Source organism: Actinopolymorpha singaporensis (assembly GCF_900104745.1).
In the GTDB taxonomy this organism is placed as follows: domain Bacteria; phylum Actinomycetota; class Actinomycetes; order Propionibacteriales; family Actinopolymorphaceae; genus Actinopolymorpha; species Actinopolymorpha singaporensis.
In genome coordinates this window covers 5,138,214-5,161,799 of sequence record NZ_LT629732.1, presented here as the reverse complement: position 1 = coordinate 5,161,799, position 23,586 = coordinate 5,138,214, and the positions used below count along the sequence as shown (strand labels likewise).

Genomic DNA, 23,586 nt, shown 5'->3' with positions numbered 1-23,586 from the left:
CACGCCCGCGGGGCCGGTGGCAGCACCCCGCCTGGCGCCCCGGGCCGACCTCGGGCGCCAGGGGCGCGTCCTGCGGGCCGTGTGGAACACGCCCTAGACTTGTGCGGTTGCCCACTTGGGGCAGTGTCGGAAGTTTCGTCGTCAGGGGCGGTGCCGGATGCACCGCAGGGCAGGGAGAACGCGCACGGTGCAGCCTTCCACCTCGGTCGAGCAGGCCGAGATCAGCCGCGAACAGCAGTACGTCGACCGCGTGTACGCCCGGCTGGCCGCGATGGTCGAGAGCGCCTCCGCGGTCCGCCGGGAGGGCCGCGAGCGCGGCCTGCTCGACTACACCGGCCAGATCAAGGAGGAGGACTACCGCAGCCTCTTCGAACGCGACGTGCTGGTCGACCACGCGGTTCGCCGGCTGGCGGTGCTCGACGCCCAGCGCGAGGGCCTGGTCTTCGGCCGCCTCGACCACGTGGGCGGCGAGGTGCGCTACGTCGGCCGGATCGGCGTCCGGGACGCCGAGCACGAGCCGCTGGTGCTCGACTGGCGGGCGCCGGCCGCGGCCGTGTTCTACCAGGCGACCGCGGTCGATCCGCAGGGCGTGGTGCGCCGGCGGGTGCTGCGGTCGCAGGGCCAGCGGGTGGTCGGTGTCGAGGACGACCTGCTGGACGCCGAGAACGCGCCGGCCGACATGCACGTGGTCGGTGACGGCGCGCTGATGGCCGCGCTGACCTCCGCCCGCAGCGGCCGGATGCGCGACATCGTGGCCACCATCCAGCGCGAACAGGACCAGGTGATCCGCGCCCCCGCGCCCGGCGTCACCCTGATCAGCGGCGGCCCGGGCACCGGGAAGACCGTGGTGGCCCTGCACCGCGCCGCCTACCTGCTCTACACCGAGCGCCGGCGGATCCAGGGCGGCGGCGTGCTCGTCGTCGGGCCTTCGGCGGTCTTCATGAGCTACATCGAGCGGGTCCTTCCCTCGCTCGGCGAACACGAGGCCACGCTGCGATCGGTCGGCGAGGTCGTCGACGGCGTGGTGGCCGATCGCTCCGATCCCTTCCCGTGCGCGGTGGTCAAGGGGTCGGCCCGGATGCGGCAGGTGCTGTCCCGGGCGGCACGTGGCGCCGTGCCCGGTGCGCCCGAGGAGCTGCGCCTGTACGCCGCGGGCCGCCGGCTCGCGCTCGGTGCCCGGGAGCTGACCGCGATCCGTACCGACGTCCTCCGCCGGGGCGCGCGCCGCAACCGGGCGCGTGCGGAGGCGGTCCGGGCGCTGCTCGGTGCCCTGTGGAAGCAGGCCGGCGGCGCGGCCGGGACCGACGGCGCCGGTGCCGGCGGCCGGCCGATGTCGCGCGCGGAGTTCGACCAGGACGTGCGGGAGCGACCGGCGTTCACCGAGTTCCTGGACGCCTGGTGGCCCAACGTCACCCCGGCCGAGGTGCTCGGCTGGCTGGCCGACCGCGACCGGCTCGCCCGGGTCGCCCGGGGCGTGCTCCGCCCCGAGGAGGTCGACCTGCTCGCCGCGTCGTGGTCGCGCCCGGCCGGAGCAGCTCCGGCCCGGTCATCCTCCGTGCGGGGCAGGACCGGCTACTCCGTCGAGGACGTGCCGCTGCTGGACGAGCTGGACGCCCTCCTCGGGGAGCCGGTGCGGCCGGTGGTGCCACGCGACCCGTTCGACGAGGACGGCGGCGTGCAGGAGGTGGTGACGTCGTACGACCGGGAGTACGGCCGGTCCCGTGGCGAGCAGACCCCGCAGTACGACGGCTACGCCCACGTGCTGGTGGACGAGGCGCAGGACCTGTCGCCGATGCAGTGGCGGATGCTCGGCCGCCGCGGCCGGCACGCGAGCTGGACGATCGTCGGCGACCCGGCGCAGAGCTCCTGGCCGGACGTCGCGGAGGCCGAGGCCGCCCGCGATGCGGCGCTGGGCGTCCGCACGCGGCGTACGTTCCATCTGGACACCAACTACCGCAACTCGGCGGAGATCTTCGAGCTGGCCGCGGAGGTGATCAGCACCGCGCTGCCCGACGTGCGGCTGCCGCGGGCGGTGCGCGAGACCGGCCACCCACCGACCCACCTGACGACCGGTGCCGACGGTCGTCCCGAGGCCGTACGCGCGGCTGTGGGTGAACTCCTCGACGCGGTCGCCGGGACCGTCGGCGTGGTGGTCGCCGGACACCGGGCAGACGAGGCGGCGCGATGGCTGGCCGATCTCGGGGACGATGCGGCCGCACGGGTCGTTGTCACCACGGGGTTGGCGAGCAAGGGGCTCGAGTACGACGGCGTGGTCGTGGTCGAGCCGGCCGAGATCGCCGCGGAGAGCCCGGTGGGTGTCCGCACGCTGTACGTCGTCCTCACCCGGGCGACCCAGCGACTGGTCACCGTCGGCGCCGACAGCGGCTGGCGGGCAGCCCTGACCGCACCGGACGGCAAGCTGACCGGCACCGGACCGGCCGGCGTAACCGATCGCCCGGCGTGACCGAGCGGAACGGCAGCGCGACGGCCCGGCCGGTCGGGGCGGTGTCCGCGCGGCGGGCGACCTGCCCGACGACCGGGGTAATACTGTTTGAGCAGGACATTCAGCAGGACTCAGGCAGGACCTGCTGTGGCCCCAGAGGGGGATTCGTTGGTGGCGGAGCCGGTCGACGCGCGTAAGGACGCGGGGGTGCTGACCCTGCCCAACCTGCTGAGCTTCGCCCGGCTCGCCGGTGTCCCGTTGTTCCTGTGGCTGGTCCTCGGCCCGCGTGCCGACGGCTGGGCGATCATCGTGCTGGCGGTCTCCGGCTTCACCGACTGGCTCGACGGCCAGTTGGCGCGCAGGCTGCACCAGACCAGCACACTCGGCAAGTTGCTCGACCCGTTCGCGGACCGGCTCTACATCCTCGCGGTGCTCCTCGGCCTCGCCGTGCGTGACGTGATTCCCGTCTGGCTCGCGGTCGCGCTTCCGTTGCGGGACGTCCTGCTCGTCGGCCTGCTCGGCTACCTTCGGCTACGTGGCTTCGGCCCGCTGCCGGTGCACTTCCTGGGCAAGGCGGCGACGTTCTGCCTGCTGTACGCCTTCCCGTTGCTGTTCCTGGGCGAGGGCAGCAGCACGTTCGCGTCCCTGGCGCAGATCGTGGGATGGGCCTTCGTGGTGTGGGGTACCGGCCTGTACTGGTGGGCCGGAATTCTCTACGCCTACCAGGCCTACCAGCTTCTCCGGAGCGCTGCGCCGGCAACACCCGCACGAGAAGAAGGTCGGCTCCACACCTGAGGTGACCCTCGCGGTGCGGGCTGGCGGAGAGGAGCCACGTGAGAGCCGTCGTCATGGCCGGTGGCGAGGGCACCCGCCTGCGCCCGATGACCACGAGCATGCCCAAGCCTCTCCTGCCGGTGGTCAACCGCCCGATCATGGAGCACGTGCTCCGGCTCCTGCGCCGGCACGAACTCACCGAGACCGTCGTCACCGTCCACTTCCTCGGCTCGATGGTGCGGGCCTACTTCGGTGACGGCGAGGACCTCGACATGGACCTCACCTACGCCACCGAGGAGAAGCCCCTCGGGACCGCGGGCAGCGTCAAGAACGCCGCCGCGGCGTTGTCCGACGACACGTTCCTCGTCATCTCCGGCGACGCCCTCACCGACATCGACCTGACCTCCCTCGTAGAGCACCACCGGCGTACCGGCGCGCTGGCCACCGTCTGCCTGACGCGGGTGCCCGACCCGCTGGAGTTCGGGATCACGATCCTGAACGACGACGGCCTGGTCGAGCGCTTCCTGGAGAAGCCCACCTGGGGCCAGGTGTTCTCCGACACGGTCAACACCGGCATCTACGTGATGGAGCCGGAGATCCTCGACAGCGTGGGCGAGGCGGAGAACGTCGACTGGTCCAGCGACGTCTTTCCCCGCCTGCTGGCAAAGGGAGCTCCGCTGTACGGCTACGTCGCCGACGGTTACTGGGAGGACGTCGGGACCCACCGCAGCTACCTCAAGGCCAACTACGACGCGCTCGACGGCCAGCTCGACATCGACATCGACGGGTTCGAGGTGTCCGCCGGCGTCTGGGTGGGGGAGGGCGCCGACGTGGACCCGGAGGCGACGCTGAAGGGCCCCACGTTCGTCGGCGCGTACGCCAAGGTCGAGGGCGGCGCGGAGATCCGCGACCACACCGTGGTGGGCGACAACGTGGTGGTGCGCAGCGGGGCGTTCCTGCACCGTGCGGTGGTGCACGACAACGCCTACGTCGGCGGGCACACCAACCTGCGCGGCTGCGTGGTCGGCAAGAACACCGACGTGATGCGCGGTGCCCGTATCGAGGACGGCGCCGTGGTCGGCGACGACTGCGTGATCGAGGAGGAGGCCGTCCTCCATCCCGAGATCAAGGTCTACCCCAGCAAGACCATCGAGGCCGGCGCCGTCGTCAACCAGAGCGTGATCTGGGAGTCGCAGGGCCGCCAGGCACTGTTCGGTGCCCGCGGGCTGAGCGGGATCGTGAACGTCGAGATCACCCCCGAGCTCGTCGTACGCCTCGCCAGCGCGTACGCCACCACGCTCCGCAAGGGGTCGACGGTGCTCACCGCCCGGGACACCTCGCGGTCGGCCCGGGCGCTCAAGCGGGCGGCCATCGCGGCGTTCACCTCCAGTGCCCTGAACGTCTGCGACCTGGAGGTGGCCCCGAACCCCGTGGCCAGGCTGGAGACCGCGCGCAGCAGCGTGGGCGGCGGCCTGCTGATCCGTACCACCCCCAACCGTCCGGACTCGGTCGACCTGATCTTCCTCGACGAACGCGGCGCAGACCTTTCGGCGATGGCTCAGCGCAAGGTGGAGCGGGTGCTCGGCCGGCAGGAGTTCCGCCGCGCGTTCCCCGGCGAGATCGGCGACCTGACCTTCCCGTCCCGGATCGCCGAGAGCTACGTCCGTGACCTGCTCCGTAGCGTGGACACCTCGAACGTGGCCGAGGCGCGGCTGAAGGTGGTGGTGGACGCCGGGCGGGGCACCGCGAGCCAGCTGCTCCCGAACCTCCTCGGCCGGTTGGACATCGACGCGTTCCTGGTCAACGCCGGGCTGGACGACCGCAGGCCCACCGAGACCGCCGAGCAGCGTACGGCGGCGGTCGCCAACCTTGCCGAGCTCGTGTCGTCATCCCGGGCGGCGTTCGGTGTCCGCTTCGACCCGCTCGGCGAACGCATCTCGCTGGTGGACGAGACCGGCAACGTGATCTCCGACGAGCGCGCCCTCCTCGTCTTCGTCGATCTGGTGGCTGCCGAGTCCGGTCGCGGGCGCAACGTCGCACTCCCGGTGACCACGACCAGGGTCGCCGAGCAGGTGGCGGCCTTCCACGGCGTCCAGATCCGCTGGACCACCACCGCCCCGGACGCGCTCGCCACCGCCTCGGCCACGGAGGGGCTGCTGCTGGCAGGCGACGGCCGGGGCGGCTTCATCGTGCCGGAGTTCTCCAACGCGGTGGACGGGTTCGCGGCGTTCGTCCGGCTCGTGGGCGTGATCGCCCGGACCGGCCTGCGGATGTCGGAGATCAACGCCCGGATCCCGCGGGCACACGTCGTCCAGCTCGCCGTGCCCACTCCCTGGGCGAGCAAGGGCGCGGTGATGCGGGCGGCCGTGGAGGCGGCGGACGGCCGGGAGCTGGACACCACCGACGGCGTTCGCGTGGTGGAGCCGGACGGGTCCTGGGGCCTGGTGCTGCCGGACCCGACGGAGGCGGTGACCCGGGTCTGGGCGGAGAGCACCAGCACCGAGCAGGCGACCACACTCGCGCACCGCTGGGCCGACCTGGTGACCCGTGCAGGCCGGTGAAGGTCGCTGGGGGCGTGCCGTGACACCATTGCCGGCATGGCTCGAGGGGAGTCGGTGACCAGCGCGGCGGACGGGACGAAGCCCCCCGCCGGCGGTGGCCGTTCCACCACCGCCGGCACCTCCGCCGGCTCGGCCGTCTCCGGTAACCTCCCCGGCTCGGGCAACACCCGGAGCGGCGCGTGGACCGACTCCTACCCCGAGTTCCGGCGCAACGACTCCATGTCACTGATGCGCGAGCTGGTGACGCATGCGCTCGACGACGGGTACGCCGCCGCGGCGGCCCGGCGCGGGCCCAGCCGGTCCCGCCCGCGGCGTGGCATGGGCGCCACCGTGGTGGTCCTGGCGGTGTTCGGGTTGATGCTGGCGGTCGCGGCCGTCCAGACCAGGCACTTCGCGCCCGAGGTGGAGAAGGAGAAGGCAGACCTGATCGTCCGCATCCGCGCCGAGGCCGCGCGCAACGACCGGCTGCGCGTGAGAGCGGGCTCGCTCCAGGAGGAGGTGTCCGGCCTGCAGCGCGACATCCTCGCCAGCACCACCAGCGGCAAGAACCTGAGCTCCCGCCTGGGCGCCCTCGATGTGGTCGCCGGCACCGGCAGGGTTCGGGGTCCCGGACTGCGGCTTACGATCGACGACGCGCCCGACGACAAGGTGTCCGGGCCCGACAGCGGCGAGGGACGGATCCTGGACATCGACCTGCAGCAGACCGTCAACGGCCTGTGGTCGGCGGGCGCGGAGGCGATCGCGGTGAACGGCGAACGCCTCACCACCCTGACCGCGATCCGCGGCGCCAACAAGTCGATCACGGTCGACTACCGTCCGCTGGCCCGCCCCTACGTCGTGGAGGCGATCGGCGACCCGGCCACGCTGGAGGCGAGGTTCACCGAGAGCCCGGGTGGCGAGTGGCTGCTCAATCTCAAGGCGGTGCAACATATACGTCTGGACACCCAGACGGCCGACCAGCTGAGCTTGCCGGCCGACTCTGGTAACACGCTCAGGTACGCGCGGACGGAAGGCGCCCAGTGATCGCGACGATCGGCCTCGTCATCGGCATCGTCGCGGGGCTCCTGCTCCAACCGTCGGTGCCGCTGCCGCTGCAGCCCTACCTCCCGATCGCGGTGGTGGCCGCACTGGACGCCGTTTTCGGCGGTCTGCGCGCGCTGATCGACGGCATCTTCGACGACCGCGTGTTCGTGGTGTCCTTCATCGGCAACGTCCTGGTCGCCGCCGTCATGGTCTACCTCGGTGACCAGCTGGGAGTCGGCGCGCAGCTGTCGACCGGCGTGGTCGTCGTTCTCGGCATCCGCATCTTCTCCAACATGGCGGCCATCCGGCGGCGGCTCTTCAAGGCCTGAGGCGACGATGGCCGACGAACCCGAAACCCCCGGAACCGAGCCCACCGGGACCGACGCCCCCGAGGCCGACGCCCCCGAGGCCGACGCCCCCGAGACGACGTCCACCGGAACCGAGCCCACCGGGACGGACACCCCCGAGGCGGCGACCTCCGGGAACGAGGCGACGGGGGCGAAGCCCACCGGGACGGACGACCCCACACCTGCCGGGGTCCCCGCCACGAAGCCGATTCCTGCCCGGCCTCGCAACGCGGCCTGGCGCCGGCTGGCCGGAGCGTTCCGGCCGCACACCTCCCGTGCGCAGGTGGCCGCCGCCGTCCTGCTGGCCGCGCTCGGCTTCGCGGCGACCGTCCAGGTGCGGGCGCTGCGCAACACCGACGAGTTCACCAACGCCGACCGCACCCAGCTCATCCAGATCATGGACGGCCTGCAGCAACGCTCCCGCCGCCTGGAGACCGACATCGGTGACCTGCAGCGGTCCAAGGCCGAACTCGTCTCCGGCGCCGACCGCCGCCGCTCCGCCCTTGAGCAGGCGCAGACCCGCGCCCAGACGCTCGGCATCCTCGCCGGAACGCTCCCGGCGACCGGGCCCGGCATCCGGCTCACCATCACCGACGACCAGGCGGCCGTCAACGCGTCCCTGGTGCTCAACACGATCGAGGAACTGCGCGACGCGGGTGCGGAGGCGATCGAGATCAACGACCGGGTCCGGGTGGTCGCGTCGAGTTACGTCCTGGACGGCCAGGGCGGGATCATCGTCGACGGCAAGTTGCTGCCGGCGCCGTACACCATCGACGCGATCGGCGACGCGCGTACTCTCGCCACTGCGATGCGCATCCCGGGCGGCGTCGTGGACGAGGTGAGCCAGAAGGGCGGGCTGGCCTCGGTCCTGGAGCGACAGACCATCCAGGTCAGTTCCTTGCACAGGGTGGCGAGCCCTCGCTACGCTCGCCCGGCCCCGGACAAATCGCCCGGGTCCTCCTCTCGATGACGCACCGAGGCAGGAAGTAGGAGACGCGCGTGTTCCCGGACGACCTCAGCTACACCAGCGACCACGAGTGGGTCCGCGACCCCGGCGGTGCCGACAGCACCGTCCGCATCGGTATCACCGACTACGCCCAGGGTGCGCTCGGTGACATCGTCTACGTCAGCCTGCCGGAGGTCGGCACCGACGTGGAGGCCGGTGTTGCCTGCGGTGAGCTCGAGTCCACCAAGAGCGTGAGTGATCTCTTCTCGCCCATCAAGGGCACGGTGGTCGCCCGCAACGACGCCCTGGACGAGCGCCCCGAGCTGGTCAACGCAGACCCCTACGGAGACGGCTGGATGATCGAGATCCGCCCGGCCGACCGGAGCGAACTCGACGGCCTGCTCGACGCCGACGCCTACCAGGCGCAGGTGGAACAGTCCTGACCTGCTGATCTCCGACTACCGGGGCACCCGCGACCCCCGGCACCGGAGGCGGCGAACACGCCCGGACCGGGCCGGTCGGCTTATCGTCCGACCTGCCCCCCTCGAGCCCAGATCAAGGGTTAGGGTGTGTGCGGTGGAAGTGTCCAACAACAGTCGCGCCGATTTCCGCCACGGGAGGGTCGTCGATGCCTTTCTGCACCCAGTGCGGGCATGACAATGCCGAGGGCAGCAGGTTCTGTTCGCAGTGCGGTAAGGCGCTGGTGGGCGAGCGGCCGGTCGAGCAGACCGCCACGATCTCGTTGAGCGGTGAAGGCGCCGAAGAACGCGCCGAGGCGGAGCTTCGTCCGCACGAACAGGCCGCTGTGGACGCCCTGCCGTTCGACAGCGCGCTCCTCATCGTGCAGCGTGGTCCGAGCGCAGGAAGCCGGTTCCTGCTCGACTCCGACGTGGTGACCGTCGGACGGCATCCCGACAGCGACATCTTCCTCGACGACGTGACCGTGTCCCGCCGGCACGCGGAGTTCCACCGCCAGCCCCAGGGTTTCGCGGTACGCGACGTGGGCAGCCTGAACGGCACCTACGTCAACCGCGACCGCATCGACGAGGTGATGCTGGTCGGCGGCGACGAAGTTCAGATCGGGAAGTTCCGCCTCGTCTACTTCGCCAGCCAGCGTGGGTTCGGCCGTGGTGCGCCCGGTGAGCGCAGCGCGGCGGGTGTGGACGGAGGGTCCGAGGAGGAGACAGGGTGAACCCCGGTGTTCGCCGCCGCGGTCAGTGCGGACGGCGGAGGCACCTGCGGTGAGCGGGGCGGCGTCGGCGCGATCCGGCAGTTTCTCCATCGGTGAGGTGCTGGCCCGGCTGCGCCCGGAGTTCCCGGACGTCACCATCTCCAAGATTCGGTTCCTCGAAGCCGAGGGGCTCGTCGAGCCCGAGCGCGCACCCTCGGGCTACCGCAAGTTCGGCCACGACGACATCGAGCGGCTGCGGTTCGTGCTGACGGCGCAGCGCGACCACTATCTCCCGCTGCGGGTCATCAAGGAACACCTTGCCGCACTGGACGCCGGCCTGACACCGCCGAATCTTCCTTCCGGTGAGGGGCGTGTCCAGCCCGCGCCGAGGATCGTCGACGACGAGGGCACCGTACGCCCGTCCGCTTTCCGGCCGAGCCGTTCGGACGTGCGGTGGGACCGGCAGGAAGTCATCGAGCTCGCCGGCATCAAGCCCGAGCTGTTCGAGCAGCTCGAGTCGTACGGCCTGGTCACCGCCCGGCCTGGCCGTGACCTTTTCGACGAGGACGCACTCGCCATCGCCAAGGTCGCGGGTGAGCTGGCCGGCTTCGGCCTGGAGCCGCGTCACCTGCGTGCCTTCCGTACGGCCGCGGACCGGCAGGTGGGGCTGATCGAGCAGGTGACCGCCCCGCTGGTCCGGCACCGTGCGGCCGACTCACGAGCACGGGCGGAGGAACACACCCGCGAGCTCGCCGCGCTGTCGGTGCAGTTGCACGCCCTGTTGGTGAAGGCCGGACTGCACGGATAGGGCGTCACCTGACCTTCTGGGTGCCGAGCGGGGTACTGTGGACGAGTGCGCGAGCTCGACGTCGTTGGTGTCCGGGTAGAGATGCCTTCCAACCAGCCGATAGTCCTGCTCCGGGAGGTCGACGGCGAACGCTTCCTGCCCATCTGGGTGGGGCCCGCTGAGGCAAGTGCGATCGCCCACGCCCAACAGGGCATCGTTCCTGCCCGGCCCCTTACCCATGACCTGTTCCGTGACGTCCTCGTGGCGATCGGGCAGGAGTTGAGCGAGGTCAGGATCACCGACCTGCGCGACGGGGTGTTCTACGGCATCCTGGCGTTCGCCAGCGGCGTGGAGGTGAGTGCCCGGCCGTCGGACTCGATCGCGCTGGCGCTGCGCCTCGGTGTCCGCATCGTCTGCTCCGACGAGGTGCTGGCCGAGGCGGGCATCGCGATCCCGGACGAACAGGAGGCCGAGGTCCAGAAATTCCGGGAGTTCCTGGACCAGGTCACACCCGAAGATTTCGACACTCCCGGTTGACCGCCGACCGACCGCAGACCCGACTGCCGACCGACCTCGTCCGCGCGCGACCCGGTCCGCACCCATCGCGGCGCGGACCTGCGTCCATCGCCACCCTGGGCGAGCTCTCGACCTCAGGTTGAGGTTTCGGTGCGACACGCCGCCCCGCGCGTTGACCCCCTACCGGCCCCGGCCTACCGTGACGAACAAACCTCGTTGATGTAACTCGAAATCCACAGGTTCCGAAGCACGCGACTCCGGTCGTGTGGCCATAGACGTCGGCCATGCAGGGAATGGGCGGGGTCAGGATGGTGTCGCCAGGCGACGCCGTAGACGTGGAGGCGTGCGGTGACGAGCACGGGTGACCAGTCGGGGGGCGGCGCTACCGGCGCCGTTCCGAGTGAAGGCCCCGAACGCGCGGAGGCACTGCGTTCGGCCGGTGAGCAGGGCCTGCTGTTCGGACCGGGAGACGGCGTTCCGGAGCCGCCCCGCAACGATCTCGGCTACCGCGGGACCACCGCGTGCGCGGCGGCCGGCATCACCTACCGCCAGCTCGACTACTGGGCCCGTACCTCCCTGGTCGAGCCGACGATCCGGCCCGCGGCCGGTTCGGGCACCCAGCGGCTGTACTCCTTCCGCGACATCCTGCTCCTCAAGGTCATCAAGCGCCTGCTCGACGCGGGCGTCTCGCTCCAGCAGATCCGTACCGCCGTCACCCACCTGCGCGAGCGGGGCGCCGGCGACCTCACCGAGATCACGCTGATGAGCGACGGTGCCAGCGTCTACGAGTGCACCTCGCCGGACGAGGTGATCGACCTGCTCCAGGGTGGGCAGGGCGTCTTCGGCATCGCGCTCGGCCGGGTGTCCCGCGAGGTCGAGGGATCCCTCGCCCAGCTGCCCGGTGAGCGCCTCGACGGTGCCGCGGACGGCGACCACCCCGGCGACGAGCTGTCCGCCCGGCGGCAGGCCCGGCTCACCGGCTGACCGGCCCGCCCGACTCCCAGCTCCGGCCCCACCTCCAGCTCCGCTCAACCTCGATCCGCCCGTCCGCTCTTCGCAGCCTGGGCGGTTCGCGTGAGTCGTCCCGAATCGCAGCAGTCGTACGAACTGGGGTCTGCGGCCGCTGGTAGCGTTGGGGGCGCTGACTACCCCGCGTGGGAGAGTCCTGCCAGCTCCACCGCCTCATGAGTCGCCGTTCCGTCGGCGACCGGCCGGCGGGGGCGGCGGGCGCCGAAGGGGCAACCCTCCCCGGAACCTCTCAGGCCAACGGACCGCGCGGGCGAGGCGACTCTGAAGCGTCGGTGGCGACGTGACAGAGGGGGACCGCCAGGCGAGCAGCCTCGACTTGGGAGCCCCCACATGACGACCGTCCCCACCTCCGGATCCGCGCCCGGCCCCGAGCCCACGCCACGGTCGGCACCCGCATCTCACGCCGCGAGCCTGCGTGCACATGCCCGGCTGGGTGAGCACATCTCCGCGGACGTGTTCGCCGAACGGCACATCGGTCCGGACGCCGAGGACCGGGCCAAGATGCTGGCGGCCTGCGGGTTCGGGTCGCTGGAGGAACTCGTCGCCGCCGCTGTCCCGGGTGGCATCCGCACGGACTCCCCGCTCGACCTGCCCCCGGCGGTGACCGAGGGGCAGGCGCTGGCCGAGCTGCGCCGGCTCGCCGGCCGCAACAGGCTGATGGTGTCGATGATCGGCATGGGCTACGCCGACACCGTGACCCCGCCGGTCATCCGCCGGAACGTGCTGGAGAACCCCGCCTGGTACACCGCGTACACGCCGTACCAGCCGGAGATCAGTCAGGGCCGGCTGGAGGCGCTGGTCAACTTCCAGACCATGGTGGGCGACCTGACCGGGCTGCCGGTCGCCGGTGCGTCCCTGCTGGACGAGGCGACCGCCGCCGCGGAGGCGATGACCCTGCTCCGGCGTACCAACCGCAGGTCCACGAGCCCTCGCTTCGTCGTCGACGCGGACTGCCTGCCGCAGACAATCGCGGTGCTCGCCACCCGCGCCGAGGCGCTCGGCATCACCGTCGACGTCGCCGACCTGTCCTCCGGACTGCCGGACGGGGAGTTCTTCGGAGTCCTGCTGCAGTACCCCGGTGTCAGCGGTGCACTGCGGGACCACCGCGGCCTGATCGGGGACGCGCACGAGCGCGGTGCGCAGGTGGCGGTGGCCGCCGACCTGCTGGCCTGCGCGGTGGTCCGCCCGCCGGGCGAGATCGGCGCCGACGTCGCGGTCGGCAGCGCGCAGCGCCTCGGCGTGCCGATGATGTACGGCGGTCCGCACGCCGGCTACATGGCCGTCCGCAAGGGCCTGGAGCGCAACCTGCCCGGCCGCCTGGTCGGGGTGTCGGTCGACGCTGCGGGCCGGCCCGCGTTCCGGCTGGCCCTGCAGACCCGTGAGCAGCACATCCGGCGGGAGAAGGCGACCAGCAACATCTGCACGGCGCAGGTGCTGCTCGCGGTGATCGCCGGGATGTACGCCGTCTATCACGGCGCCGACGGCCTGCGGGAGATCGCGGCCCGAATCCACCGGTCCGCCGCCGTGCTCGCCGCCGGCCTGCGCGCGGGTGGCGTCGAGGTCGTCCACGACGCGTTCTTCGACACGGTGCTGGCCCGGGTGCCGGGCCGGGCCGCCGATGTGGTCGCCGCTGCCCGGGAGCGGGGCATCAACCTCCGGCTCGCCGACGCCGACCACGTGGGAGTGGCCTGCGACGAGGCGACCACGCCCGACCACCTCGCCGCGGTGTGGGCGGCGTTCGGCGTGGGCTCGTACGACGTCAGTGCTCTCGGTGACCTCGACGCGAGCACTCCAGACGCGGTGCCCGCCGACCTGGTCCGGACGTCGGCGTTCTGCACCCATCCGGTGTTCGAGCGGCATCGTTCGGAGACGGCCATGCTGCGCTACCTGCGCGGGCTCGCCGACGACGACTTCGCCCTCGACCGGGGAATGATCCCGCTCGGCTCGTGCACCATGAAGCTCAACCCGACCGCGGCGATGGAGCCGATCAGCTGGCCCGAGTTCGCCGGCATCCATCCGTTCGCCCCGATCGAGGACGCCCAGGGCTATCTCACGCTGATCCGGCAGCTGGAGGACTGGCTGGCGCGGGTCACCGGATACTTCGCGGTGTCGCTGCAGCCCACCGCCGGCTCCCAGGGCGAACTCGCCGGGCTGCTGGCGATCCGGGCCTACCACCGTTCACGCGGCGAGGGTGACCGCGACGTGTGCCTCATCCCGTCGTCCGCGCACGGGACCAACGCTGCCTCGGCGGTCCTGGCCGGCATGCGCGTCGTGGTCGTCGCGGCCACCGAGGACGGCACCGTCGACCTGGCCGACCTGCGCGCCAAGCTCGACACCCACCGCGAGCGGGTGGCCGCCATCATGGTCACCTACCCGTCCACGCACGGCGTGTACGAGGAGGACATCACCGAGCTCGCCGACCTGGTGCACGAGGCGGGCGGGCAGGTCTACGTCGACGGTGCCAACCTGAACGCGCTGCTCGGGCTGGCCCGGCTGGGCGAGTTCGGCGGCGACGTGTCGCACCTCAACCTGCACAAGACGTTCTGCATCCCGCACGGCGGGGGCGGCCCGGGCGTGGGACCGGTGGCGGTTCGGGAGCATCTCGCGCCGTACCTTCCCAACCACCCGCTGCGGCCCGAGGCCGGTCCGGAGACGGGAGTGGGCCCGGTGTCGGCGGCGCCGTTCGGGTCGGCCGGAATCCTGCCGATCTCCTGGGCGTACGTCGCGATGATGGGCGAGCCGGGGCTGCGCCTGGCCACCGAGTCGGCCGTACTCGCCGCCAACTACGTAGCCACCCGGCTGGCCCCGCACTACAACGTCCTCTACACCGGCCGGCACAACCTCGTCGCGCACGAGTGCGTGATCGACCTGCGGCCGCTGGCGAAGGAGGCCGGGGTCAGCGTCGACGACGTGGCCAAGCGGCTGGTCGACTACGGCTTCCACGCGCCGACGATGAGCTTCCCGGTGGCGGGCACGTTCATGGTGGAGCCCACCGAGTCGGAGAACCTCGCGGAACTGGACCGCTTCTGCGCGGCGATGATCGCCATCCGGGGGGAGATCGCGAAGGTCGCGTCAGGGGAGTGGCCGGCCGGCGACAACCCGCTGGTCAACGCGCCTCACACGGTGGAGATGCTGGCCGGGGAGTGGGAGCACCCCTACACCCGGGACGAGGCTGCCTATCCGATGCCGAGCCTGCGCCGGCGGAAGTACTGGTCTCCGGTACGCCGGATCGACCAGGCCTACGGCGACCGCAACCTCGTCTGCGTCTGCCCGCCGCCGGACGCGTTCGCGGAGTAGGAACGCTCTCGAGCCGACCCGGCCGCGCGCGAGTTGTCGGCGGCCTGTCGGAGGGCTGTGCCATAGTGACCGGATGACGAGCGTCGGCGCGATGTTTCCGTGTGCGGTCGAGCCGGAGGCCCTGCCCTCCTTCGCCCACCAGGTCGAGGCCCTCGGCTACCAGGAGCTGTGGGTGGTCGAGGACTGCTTCTTCGCCGGCGGCATCGCCGCGGCGACCGCTGCCCTGGCGGCCACCGAGCGGCTGGCCGTCGGGATCGGTGTTCTTCCGGCGGTGATGCGCAACCCCGCGACCGCCGCCCTGGAGCTGTCCACCCTGCTGCGGATCTTCCCGGGCAGGGTGCTGCCCGGCTTCGGTCACGGCGTGGCGAGCTGGATGGAGCAGATCGGCGCGCTGCCACCGTCGCAGCTGGCCGCACTGGGAGAGACCGTGTCGGCGGTCCGGGCGCTGCTGGCCGGTGAGACGGTGACGACGGCCGGCCGGCACGTGCGGCTGGACGACGTGCGTCTGCGGTATCCGATCGCCGAACCGCCGCCGATCTCGCTGGGCGTGCGCGCGGAGAGGTCGCTGCGGCTGTCCGGGCGGGTCGCCGACGGCACCGTCCTGTCGGAGCTGTCCGCGCCGGCCTATCTTCGCTGGGCACGTGAGCAGGTGGACGCCGGCCGGGCCGAGGCCGGTCGCACCGACCCGCACCGCTACACCGTCTACGCCTATCTCGGGCTGGACGAGGACGGCGAGTGGGCGGTCCGCCGCAGCATCGCCCGGGTCCTGCGCGGCGGTGACTGCTCGGTGCAGCTCGGACCGCTCGGCATCGCCGAGGAGGCGGCCGAGCTCGCCCGCAGCCACGCGGAGGAGGACGAGCTGGCGCAGGCGCTGCCCCGGGAGTGGGTGGAGCAGCTGGCGGTGATCGGGACGCCCGACGAAGCGGCGAAGGCCCTGCGGGAGTTCCACGACGCCGGTGCCGACGCCGTGGTGTTCGTGCCCGCGGGCGACCCGGCACAGGCGTTGTCGGGGCTGGCCCAGGCGGCATCGGTCGGGCTCACCGATCCCGTGGTCACCGAGGCCTGGCCGGCCTAGCTCCTCCTGACCGCCCTGGCGCGCGGCGAGCCCGGTCAGCTTCCGCGCCGGTCCTCGACGAGCCGGGCGATGCCGTCCAGCAGGCGATGCCGTCCAGCAGGCGGTGCAGTCCGAACTCGTTGGCCTCCACCGTCGCTTCGGCCGCGTTCCGGGCGAACCCGCCGCTGTGCCACAGCCTGGTCATCGACGGATGCCGTTCAACGTCGAAGTATTCGTCCCACAACTCCATCCGCTCGCCCCACCAGGCGTCGTGTGACTGGCCGGTGGCGCGTTCGAGCTGCACGCTCTCCGTCTCCAGGCTCGCGGTGGCGTGCACGATCGTCGACACGGCGGTCGCGGCCGCGTCCACCTGCGGGGGAGTCAGACCGGTGTCCATCAGCGTGGACAGGACGTACTCCCGCTGGGCGAGCATCCCCGGCCCGAGCGGCGGGCGCACCGTGGAGACGTGCCGGAGCCACGGATGGCTCCGGTACATCGACCGTACGCGGACGGCGTAGAGCTCGAGCTGCGCGCGCCAGCCGTCCGGGCGGTCCTGCCCGGGAGCGGGCAGGACGAGCCCGGCCAGCACGTCGTCGACCATCAGGTCGACCAGCTCGGTCTTGGACGGCACCTACGTGTAGAGCGTCATCGTTCCCACGCCGAGTGCCTTGGCGACCCCGCTCATCGCCATCGCCAGGATGCCGTCGGCGTCGGCGCGCGTGACGGCCGCGGCCACCACCTGGTCCACCGACAGCCGCGGGCGGCGGCCGAGCGCCGGACGGGCGTCGTCACGGCTGGTCGACGGGCTGGCCACGCTGGCCCGGCACCCGCAGGCGGTCGTCCCGACCGTGGAGGAGGTCACCGGCAGGCCGGGCACGACGTTCGCGACCTGGGCGCGGGCCAACGCGGCAGCGTTCTGCTGAGGGCGCGTCGACCCCGCGCTAGCCGTCGCTTTCCTCCTGCCGCGCCTGAACGCCGGCCAGGCGTTCGAGCGCCTTGATCAGGGCGTGGTTGCCCTCGCCACCGAGGCCCTCCCGCTGCAGGGTGCGGTAGAGGTGGAAGATCGTGCTGGTCGCGAGGGCGGGTACGCCGAGCTCGTCGGCAGCTTCCAGGACCAGCCGCAGGTCCTTCTGCTGCAGGTCGATGGTGAATCCCGGCCGCCAGTCGTCGCGGATCACCTGCGGACCCCGGTTGGCGAGCATCCAGGACCCGGCGGCACCGCCCTCGACCGCGGCGATGGTCTTCGCCAGGTCCAGTCCGCCTGCCTTGGCCAGCACCAGCGCCTCGGACACCCCGAGCATCGAGGTGACGACGAGGATCTGGTTGACCAGCTTGCAGGTCTGGCCGGCGCCGACGACACCCACATGGGTGACCGTGGACCCCATTGCCTCGAGGTACGGGCGGGCGCGTTCGACATGCGCGTCGTCGCCGCCGACCATGATCGACAACGTGCCCTTCGCGGCACCCTCGCTGCCGCCGGACACCGGCGCGTCCAGGAAACCGACGCCGCGCTCGGCCAGCCTGCCCGCCCACTCCCTGGTGGCCGCCGGGCTCACCGTGCTGGAGTCCACCACCAGCGCGCCGTCACGGACACCGGCGGCGATGCCCTCCTCGCCGAAAAGCACCTGCTCGACGTCCGGGGTGTCGCTCACGCAGATGAACACCACGTCGCACTGTTGTGCCACCTCCCGCGGTGTGGGGGCGGCCTCCGCGCCGTCGGCGACGAGGGGCTCGGTCCTGGCGGCGGTGCGGTTGTACACCACCACGTCGAAGCCCTTGCGCACCAGGTTGCCCGCCATGCCGGCGCCCATGATGCCCAGGCCGACGAAGCCGACGCGTTCGTTCTGCTCGCTCATGCCACTCCTTCTCCGCGGTCACTCGTGCCGCCGGGGCGCTTGGCCAACTGCTCGGCCAGGAAAGCGCACGCGGCGGGGTAGGCGTCCAGCTGGTTCGCCCGCTTGGCCAGCCCGTGCCCCTCGTCGCCGTACACTCTTAGCTCGCACGGCACGTTCCGGGCCCGCAGCGCGGCGACGATCTGCTCGGCCTCCGACAGCGGCACCCGTGGGTCGTTCGCGCCGTGGATGACGAACAGCGGCGCCCGGATCGCGTCCACCTGGGTGAGCGGGCTGGCCTCGTGCAGGAAGTCGCGGTCGTTCGCCAGCGAGCCGTACTCCCGCTCACGGTGCGCGCGGCGGTAGTCGGAGGTGTTCTCCAGGAACGTCACCAGGGATGCGATCCCCACGATGTCCACCCCGGCGGCCCAGCGCGCGGGCTGGAACGCCAGCCCGGCGAGCACCATGTAGCCGCCGTACGAACCGCCGTAGAGCGCGACACGGTCCGGGTCGACGCCGATCGTGGGTAGCCAGTCGTGCAACGCGGCCAGGTCGGCGACCGAGTCCAGCCGCCGGCGTACGTCGTCCAGTGCGTACCACCGCTTGCCGTAGCCGGTCGAGCCGCGCACGTTCGGGACCAGCACGGTATGGCCCTGTGCGACCAGGGCCGCGACCATCGGCTGCCACTGCCGCACCGACTGGCCCTCCGGCCCGCCGTGGATGACGAGCACCGCCGAGCCGTCGCCGCCGTCAGCCGGACGGTAGACGAACGTCGGGATCTGCTCACCGTCGGGCGTGGCCACGCGGTGGGACTCCGGTGCGACCAACCCGCCCGGAAGGTCGGGCCGGTCCGGCGGCCGGACGGCTCGTGAGGTGCCGGAGGCGACGTCCAGGCGGACGGCGTACGGGGGTTCTACCGGAGAGCTGTACGTCACCGCCACGGCGTCGCCCGCCTGCGACCACACCGGATCGGGATGCCGGTGCAGAGCGGCGCAGCCACCAGCCGGCAGGTCCAGGTCGCGGACCAGTTCGCCGTCGGGGAGGGAGTGCAGGGCCAGCGACACGGCGCCGTCGTCGTTGCTGGCGACCAGGACGTGCGCGCCGGCGGGGGAGACCCAGCCCACCAGGTCGTGCCCGGGGTCGGCCACGACCTCCGACCATGTTCGGGCGGCCAGGTCGTACCGCAGCACCGCGGTCATCTCCCGGCCCGGGTTGCCCGACACCAGCAGGGCCGAGGAGTCCGGCTGCCAGGACGGCGTGCGCACGAAGGCGTCGTCGCCCCACGGGGTGAGCGGCTCGATCCGGCCGTCCTCGGTGGAGACCAGCAGCAACTGCAGCGAGTTGGCGGGTGCGTTCGGCCGGGTGAGCGCCACCCAGCGTCCGTCGGGGGACGCCTCGACCTCGGCGACGTAGCCGCCGCCGTCGTAGAGCACGGTCTCCTTGCCGGACGCGATCTCCCGGCTCACCAGGTCGAAGTCGACACCGTTGCGGCGGTTGGTGAGATAGAGCACCCGTCCGGGCGCGACCCCCGCCAACCGGTGCACGAAAGCCGGATCATGGACGAAGGGTACGAGCGGGGGCAGTGGACCTTCGCCGGCGACGTCGGGGGAGTCGAGGTCGACCAGGGACAGCTGGCCGCGTTCGTTGCCGCCGGCGTCGTGCTGAACGACGACCGCGCGGGCGCCGGGCAGGTAGCGGCCGGCGGCCACGCCGTCGAGGTCGGTCAGCTGCCGCCACTCTCCGTCGGCGCCGACCTCGTACAGCTGGGCCGAGCCGGTGACGTCGTAGCTGACCAGCGTGCGGCCTTCGGTGTCCACGTCGCGGGCGGCGACGGAAGGGATCTGCAGCAGCGAACGCATGAACTCGTTCGGTGGCGGGGCGGCAGTGGGCATGCATGGACGGTAACAGCGCCGTGATCGCCCGTGCCGGGAGGTCGCCGGGACGGGGCGGGGCGACAATGGGAAGGACCAGACAGCAACCAGCCGGCAACCGGGGCAGCAAGCCGGTCGGCAGCCGGACGGCACACGACAGGGGAGTGGTCAGGCATGGCGGAACCCACGTTCACCGGCGTCGGGGTCGCACTGTTCACGGTCTTCGGCGACAACGGCGAGGTCGACGTCGCCGGCACCGTCGCGCACGCCAACCGCGTGGTGGAGGCGGGGGTACGCGCGGTGCTGGTGGCCGGGACCACCGGCGAGGCTGAGACGCTGACCGACACCGAACGCGAGGACCTCATCGCCGCCGTTCGGTCCGGTCTGCCGCCCGACGTCACCGTGATCGCCGGAGCCGGCGCGCCCTGGCCGCGGGCGGCGGCGGACCGGGCGATGGCCGCCCGAAAGGCGGGCGCCGACGCCGTACTGGTGAGCCCCGCCCGCGGCGGCGTGGACGCGGCCGAACTGTTCGGCGCGGTGACGGCGGCGGTCGGCGGCGCGGACCGGGTGATCGGCTACCACAACCCGGGCCCGCTCGGCGTGCCCGGCATCGAGGTCGACGCCCTGCCCGGCCTGCCCGTCGGGGCGGTCAAGGACTCCTCGGGTGACCCGGTGCGGTTACTGCGCGAGCTCGCGGAATGGGGCGGCCGCACCTACGTCGGGTCGGCGGCACTGCTGGCCCTGGCCGGCCCACTGGGCGCGCCCGGTGCGCTGCTGGCGTTCGCGAACATCCAGCCGGAGGCCTGCATCGCGGCGTTCGGCGGCGACCCGGACGCCCAGCGCTCGCTCACCGGGCTGGTCGTCACCGGACGCGCCGGTGGTGTGCGGGCGCTGAAGAAGAAGGCGGGCGAGCGGTACGGCATCTCCGCGGTGAGCCGGCTCGGGTTGCGCTGACCTGCACCGACCGCGCCGACCACGGTGTGGCGGCCCGGGTCGACCTGCGACCCGGGCCGCCTTCCCGGCGCCGGGCTCAGCTGGCCTGGCTCACACTGGACATGTTGAAGTCGGGCACCCGCAGCGCGGGCATCGCGACCCGCGGGAAGTAGTCGCCCCATTCCCTGGAGAACGCCGGCACCGTCGTCCCCGACTCGGTGAACCGCCCGAGCAGGTCGACCGGGCTCTCGTTGAACCGGAAGTTGTTGACCTCCCCGACCACCTCGCCGTTCTCGACGAGGTAAACGCCGTCGCGGGTGAGCCCGGTCAGTAGCAGCGTCTGCGGGTCGACCTCGCGGATGTACCACAGGCAGGTGAGGAGCAGACCGCGCTCGGTGCGGGCGATCATGTCGTCCAGCGACGCGTGCGCGTCCGGCACGTCGAGGACGAGGTTGTCGACGTACGGCGTCGTGGACAGCCCGGTCAGGTCGGCGGAGTGCCGGGTGGTGGCCAGCGACGTCAGCCTGCCGTCCCGGATCCAGTCCGTCGGGCCGAGCCGAGTGCCGTTGTCGAACACGCTCTGCGCACTGGAGGAGGACTTCGCGACCACGAACGGCGCGCACTCCAGGCCGGCGTAGGCGGGATCGGACCGCAGGGCCAGCGGTACCGGGGAGAGCTGCTCACCGACACGGGTGCCCCCGCCCGGCTTGGAGTACACCGTCCGGCCGTCGTGGGCGTCGCGGCCGGACATCGTCCAGTAGGCGTAGATCATCAGGTCGGCGACCGCCGTCGGCGGGAGCAGCGTTTCGTACCGGCCGGCGGGCAGGTCGATCCGGCGCTGCGACCACCGCAGCCGCCGGTCGAGCTCGGCGCTCAGCGCGGTCGCGTCGACGTCGTGGAAGTCCGGGGTGGCCTGCCCCACCCATGCCGACCGCCGCAGGTCGGCGGACTTGCCGGTCATCGTGACGTAGCCGGTCGGCTGGACGTGCCGCAGCCGCAGGCCGGAGGAGGAGCCGAGGTAGGTCGTGGTGACGTCGTGCTCGACGAAGCCGTAGTGGTGGGTGCCGTCCTCGCGCGCCCGGCCGAACGCCTCGCCCAGGGCCGGTGCGAACCTGTCGAAGACCCGGATCGAGGTCTGCGCGGGTGGCTCGTCCCAGTCGGGCGCCGCATCGCCCTCGACCAGTGGGCGGGCATCCTCGGCCGGCACGCTGTCACGGGCGGCGTTCTCCGCAGACTGCACCACCGCGTCGATGTCGTCGGCGGTGGTCACGCTGCGGGTGACGACACCGGAGGCGGTCCCCTTGGCGCCCTCGACCGACGCGATCACCGTGAGGGACCGGGTGAGCATGACGCCGTTGGTGGTCAGGGTGTTGTTGGCCCAGCGCAGGTTGGCGCTGGAGGACTCGGTGGCGATGACGACACACCCGTCGGCCTTCGACCGGGCCAGCGCGCGCTCGACCGTCTCCTGCAGAGTGAGGTCGCTGCTCAAGGGACTGCTCACCGTCCTGACTCCTGGGTGGTGTTGAGGATGCGGACGCCGCGGAACAACGCCGAGGGGCATCCGTGGCTGACCGGCGCGACCTGGCCGGGCTGGGCCTTCCCGCAGTTGAACGCCCCGCCGAGGACCCACGTCTGCGGGCCGCCGACCGCCTCCATCGATCCCCAGAAGTCGGTGGTGGTGGCCTGGTAGGCGACGTCGCGTACCTGACCGGCGAGCCGGCCGTGCTCGATGCGGTAGAACCGCTGCCCGGTGAACTGGAAGTTGTAGCGCTGCATGTCGATGGACCACGAACGGTCGCCGACGACGTAGATGCCGCGCTCGACACCGGCGATCAGCTCCTCCGTCGAGGGGCCGTTCGCCGCCGGCTGCAGCGAGACGTTGGCCATCCGCTGCACCGGGATGTGGGACGGTGAGTCGGCGAACGCGCAGCCGTTGGAGCGGTCGTAGCCGAACGACCGGGCGATCCGCCGGTCCAGTTGGTAACCGACCAGGATGCCGTCCTTCACGATGTCCCAGGACTGGCCGGCCACCCCCTCGTCGTCGTAGCCGACCGTCGCCAGGCCGTGCTCGACGGTGCGGTCACCGGTGACGTGCATGTGCTCGGAGCCGTAGCGCAGGGTGTTGAGCTTGTCGGGCGTGGCGAACGACGTGCCGGCGTAGTTGGCCTCATAGCCGAGCGCCCGGTCGAGCTCGGTGGCGTGCCCGATCGACTCGTGGATCGTCAGCCAGAGGTTGGACGGGTCGATCACCAGGTCGTAGCTGCCGGACTCCACCGAGGGCGCCTTCAGCTTCTCGGTGAGCAGGTCGGGCAGCTCGGCCAGGCGAGCGTCCCAGGCCGGGTCGGTGAGGTATTCGTACCCGCGGCCGACCGGCGGCGCGAGGACCCGCATCGAGTCGAACCGGCCGGAACCGGGATCGGTGCCGTAGGCCTCGACGTCGGGATTGAGCCGGACCCGCTGCTGGGTGGTCACCGTGCCGTGGCTGTCGGCGTAGAACTTCTGCTCCTTCACCTGCCGCAGCGTCGCGCCGACGTGGGCGACCCCGGTGCCGGCGAGGAGCCGCCGGCTCCAGTCGGCCAGCCGTTCCACCTTGTCGGCGGTGGGGACCGTGAACGGGTCGAGGTCGTAGGCCGAGACCCAGGTGACGTCACCGTGCACCGGCTCGGGCGCGAGCTCGATGCGCTCGGCGTTCATCCCGGCGGCGACCCGCGCCACCTCGACGGCGCGCTCGGCGACCCGCGCCGCCTCCTCCGGAGTGAGCACGACGCTCGCGGCGAAGCCCCACGTCCCCTCGTGGACGACGCGGACCGCGAACCCGGTGTCCTCGCCGTCGGTGCTGCCCTGCAACTGGGCGTCACGCAGGGAGAGGTTCTGCGTCCGGATCCGCTCGAGCCGGAAGTCGGCATGCTCGGCGCCCAGCTCGCGGGCGCGGGCGAGGGCGGCGTCGGCGAGCGTGCGGAGCGGAAGGCTGAGGAAGTCCTGATCGATCTTCTGCGGCACGC

Annotated in this window: 20 protein-coding genes and 1 riboswitch; of the genes, 14 read left to right on the top strand and 6 right to left on the bottom strand. The window is 72.0% G+C overall.

What is annotated here, in order from left to right; genetic code table 11:
- Window positions 1-187: 187 nt before the first annotated feature.
- The 13 genes from BLU27_RS23155 to BLU27_RS23095 all read left to right on the top strand — a co-directional run bounded on the left by BLU27_RS23155 (window position 188) and on the right by BLU27_RS23095 (window position 15,969).
- The gene (locus BLU27_RS23155; protein WP_092655761.1) at window positions 188-2,464 is read left to right on the top strand and encodes a HelD family protein; all 2,277 of its coding nucleotides are present in this window, start codon (window positions 188-190) and stop codon (window positions 2,462-2,464) included.
- 150 nt (window positions 2,465-2,614) lie between these two features.
- Window positions 2,615-3,238 carry a cardiolipin synthase ClsA gene (gene clsA / locus BLU27_RS23150; RefSeq protein ID WP_092655760.1) on the top strand — a complete coding sequence of 208 codons (624 nt, stop codon included), beginning with the start codon at window positions 2,615-2,617 and terminating at the stop codon, window positions 3,236-3,238.
- Window positions 3,239-3,276: 38 nt separating this feature from the next.
- The gene (locus tag BLU27_RS23145) at window positions 3,277-5,778 is read left to right on the top strand and encodes a mannose-1-phosphate guanyltransferase (RefSeq protein ID WP_092655759.1); all 2,502 of its coding nucleotides are present in this window, start codon (window positions 3,277-3,279) and stop codon (window positions 5,776-5,778) included.
- Between the two features lie 36 nt (window positions 5,779-5,814).
- Window positions 5,815-6,801, top strand: coding sequence for a DUF881 domain-containing protein (locus BLU27_RS23140; protein ID WP_092655758.1), 987 nt, complete (start codon window positions 5,815-5,817; stop codon window positions 6,799-6,801).
- Entirely contained in the window at window positions 6,798-7,130 is a 333-nt protein-coding gene (locus BLU27_RS23135) for a small basic family protein (RefSeq protein WP_092655757.1), read from the top strand. The genes BLU27_RS23140 and BLU27_RS23135 overlap by 4 nt, the downstream gene beginning before the upstream one ends.
- 7 nt (window positions 7,131-7,137) lie before the next feature.
- A complete protein-coding gene (locus BLU27_RS23130) occupies window positions 7,138-8,118 on the top strand; it encodes a DUF881 domain-containing protein (RefSeq protein WP_092655756.1) in 981 nt (326 codons plus the stop codon).
- Window positions 8,119-8,147: 29 nt separating this feature from the next.
- Window positions 8,148-8,537, top strand: coding sequence for a glycine cleavage system protein GcvH (gcvH, locus tag BLU27_RS23125; protein WP_092655755.1), 390 nt, complete (start codon window positions 8,148-8,150; stop codon window positions 8,535-8,537).
- Window positions 8,538-8,722: 185 nt separating this feature from the next.
- The gene (locus BLU27_RS23120; RefSeq protein ID WP_092655754.1) at window positions 8,723-9,286 is read left to right on the top strand and encodes an FHA domain-containing protein; all 564 of its coding nucleotides are present in this window, start codon (window positions 8,723-8,725) and stop codon (window positions 9,284-9,286) included.
- Window positions 9,287-9,335: 49 nt separating this feature from the next.
- Window positions 9,336-10,073, top strand: a complete 738-nt coding sequence (gene ftsR, locus BLU27_RS23115) for a transcriptional regulator FtsR (RefSeq protein ID WP_092658118.1) — start codon at window positions 9,336-9,338, stop codon at window positions 10,071-10,073.
- Window positions 10,074-10,118: 45 nt separating this feature from the next.
- Window positions 10,119-10,589 (top strand): bifunctional nuclease family protein, encoded by a 471-nt coding sequence (locus BLU27_RS23110; protein ID WP_092655753.1) that lies wholly within the window; start codon window positions 10,119-10,121, stop codon window positions 10,587-10,589.
- Between the two features lie 327 nt (window positions 10,590-10,916).
- Complete coding sequence (locus BLU27_RS23105) at window positions 10,917-11,552, top strand: MerR family transcriptional regulator (RefSeq protein ID WP_092655752.1); 636 nt, start codon at window positions 10,917-10,919, stop codon at window positions 11,550-11,552.
- Window positions 11,553-11,713: 161 nt separating this feature from the next.
- A riboswitch (glycine riboswitch) is annotated at window positions 11,714-11,852 on the top strand.
- Between the two features lie 75 nt (window positions 11,853-11,927).
- Entirely contained in the window at window positions 11,928-14,894 is a 2,967-nt protein-coding gene (gcvP, locus tag BLU27_RS23100; RefSeq protein WP_092655751.1) for an aminomethyl-transferring glycine dehydrogenase, read from the top strand.
- A gap of 73 nt (window positions 14,895-14,967) precedes the next feature.
- On the top strand, window positions 14,968-15,969 hold the full coding sequence (locus BLU27_RS23095; RefSeq protein WP_092655750.1) for an LLM class flavin-dependent oxidoreductase: 1,002 nt from the start codon (window positions 14,968-14,970) through the stop codon (window positions 15,967-15,969).
- Here the strand turns inward: BLU27_RS23095 and BLU27_RS23090 are convergent.
- The 4 genes from BLU27_RS23090 to BLU27_RS23075 are packed head-to-tail and all read right to left on the bottom strand — an operon-like array spanning window position 15,947 to window position 19,672.
- Window positions 15,947-16,579 carry a TetR/AcrR family transcriptional regulator C-terminal domain-containing protein gene (locus BLU27_RS23090; RefSeq protein WP_197681540.1) on the bottom strand — a complete coding sequence of 211 codons (633 nt, stop codon included), beginning with the start codon at window positions 16,577-16,579 and terminating at the stop codon, window positions 15,947-15,949. The two genes, BLU27_RS23095 and BLU27_RS23090, sit on opposite strands and share 23 nt — an antisense overlap.
- Entirely contained in the window at window positions 16,580-16,852 is a 273-nt protein-coding gene (locus tag BLU27_RS30005) for a hypothetical protein (protein ID WP_197681539.1), read from the bottom strand.
- Window positions 16,853-16,889: 37 nt separating this feature from the next.
- On the bottom strand, window positions 16,890-17,804 hold the full coding sequence (locus BLU27_RS23080) for an NAD(P)-dependent oxidoreductase (protein WP_092655748.1): 915 nt from the start codon (window positions 17,802-17,804) through the stop codon (window positions 16,890-16,892).
- Window positions 17,801-19,672 carry an alpha/beta hydrolase family protein gene (locus tag BLU27_RS23075; RefSeq protein WP_197681538.1) on the bottom strand — a complete coding sequence of 624 codons (1,872 nt, stop codon included), beginning with the start codon at window positions 19,670-19,672 and terminating at the stop codon, window positions 17,801-17,803. The genes BLU27_RS23080 and BLU27_RS23075 overlap by 4 nt, the downstream gene beginning before the upstream one ends.
- 153 nt (window positions 19,673-19,825) lie before the next feature.
- Between BLU27_RS23075 and BLU27_RS23070 the strand changes: the two genes are divergently transcribed.
- A complete protein-coding gene (locus BLU27_RS23070) occupies window positions 19,826-20,605 on the top strand; it encodes a dihydrodipicolinate synthase family protein (RefSeq protein ID WP_092655746.1) in 780 nt (259 codons plus the stop codon).
- 76 nt (window positions 20,606-20,681) lie between these two features.
- On the opposite strand, the gene BLU27_RS23065 is transcribed toward BLU27_RS23070, so the two are convergent.
- Both BLU27_RS23065 and BLU27_RS23060 read right to left on the bottom strand, forming a co-directional pair.
- Complete coding sequence (locus BLU27_RS23065; protein ID WP_241827589.1) at window positions 20,682-22,085, bottom strand: metallopeptidase TldD-related protein; 1,404 nt, start codon at window positions 22,083-22,085, stop codon at window positions 20,682-20,684.
- Window positions 22,082-23,584 carry a TldD/PmbA family protein gene (locus tag BLU27_RS23060; protein ID WP_092655744.1) on the bottom strand — a complete coding sequence of 501 codons (1,503 nt, stop codon included), beginning with the start codon at window positions 23,582-23,584 and terminating at the stop codon, window positions 22,082-22,084. Before BLU27_RS23060 ends, BLU27_RS23065 begins: the two co-directional genes overlap by 4 nt.
- Window positions 23,585-23,586: the final 2 nt, after the last annotated feature.

What these genes read in the sequence shown, in the direction of transcription:
- BLU27_RS23095 (WP_092655750.1), top strand. Translation starts at nt 14,968, where the DNA reads ATGACGAGCGTCGGCGCGATGTTTCCGTGTGCGGTCGAGCCGGAGGCC.
- BLU27_RS23120 (WP_092655754.1), top strand. Translation starts at nt 8,723, where the DNA reads ATGCCTTTCTGCACCCAGTGCGGGCATGACAATGCCGAGGGCAGCAGG.
- BLU27_RS23080 (WP_092655748.1), bottom strand. Translation starts at nt 17,804, where the DNA reads ATGAGCGAGCAGAACGAACGCGTCGGCTTCGTCGGCCTGGGCATCATG.
- BLU27_RS23075 (WP_197681538.1), bottom strand. Translation starts at nt 19,672, where the DNA reads ATGCCCACTGCCGCCCCGCCACCGAACGAGTTCATGCGTTCGCTGCTG.
- gcvP (WP_092655751.1), top strand. Translation starts at nt 11,928, where the DNA reads ATGACGACCGTCCCCACCTCCGGATCCGCGCCCGGCCCCGAGCCCACG.
- BLU27_RS23070 (WP_092655746.1), top strand. Translation starts at nt 19,826, where the DNA reads ATGGCGGAACCCACGTTCACCGGCGTCGGGGTCGCACTGTTCACGGTC.
- BLU27_RS23140 (WP_092655758.1), top strand. Translation starts at nt 5,815, where the DNA reads ATGGCTCGAGGGGAGTCGGTGACCAGCGCGGCGGACGGGACGAAGCCC.
- BLU27_RS23130 (WP_092655756.1), top strand. Translation starts at nt 7,138, where the DNA reads ATGGCCGACGAACCCGAAACCCCCGGAACCGAGCCCACCGGGACCGAC.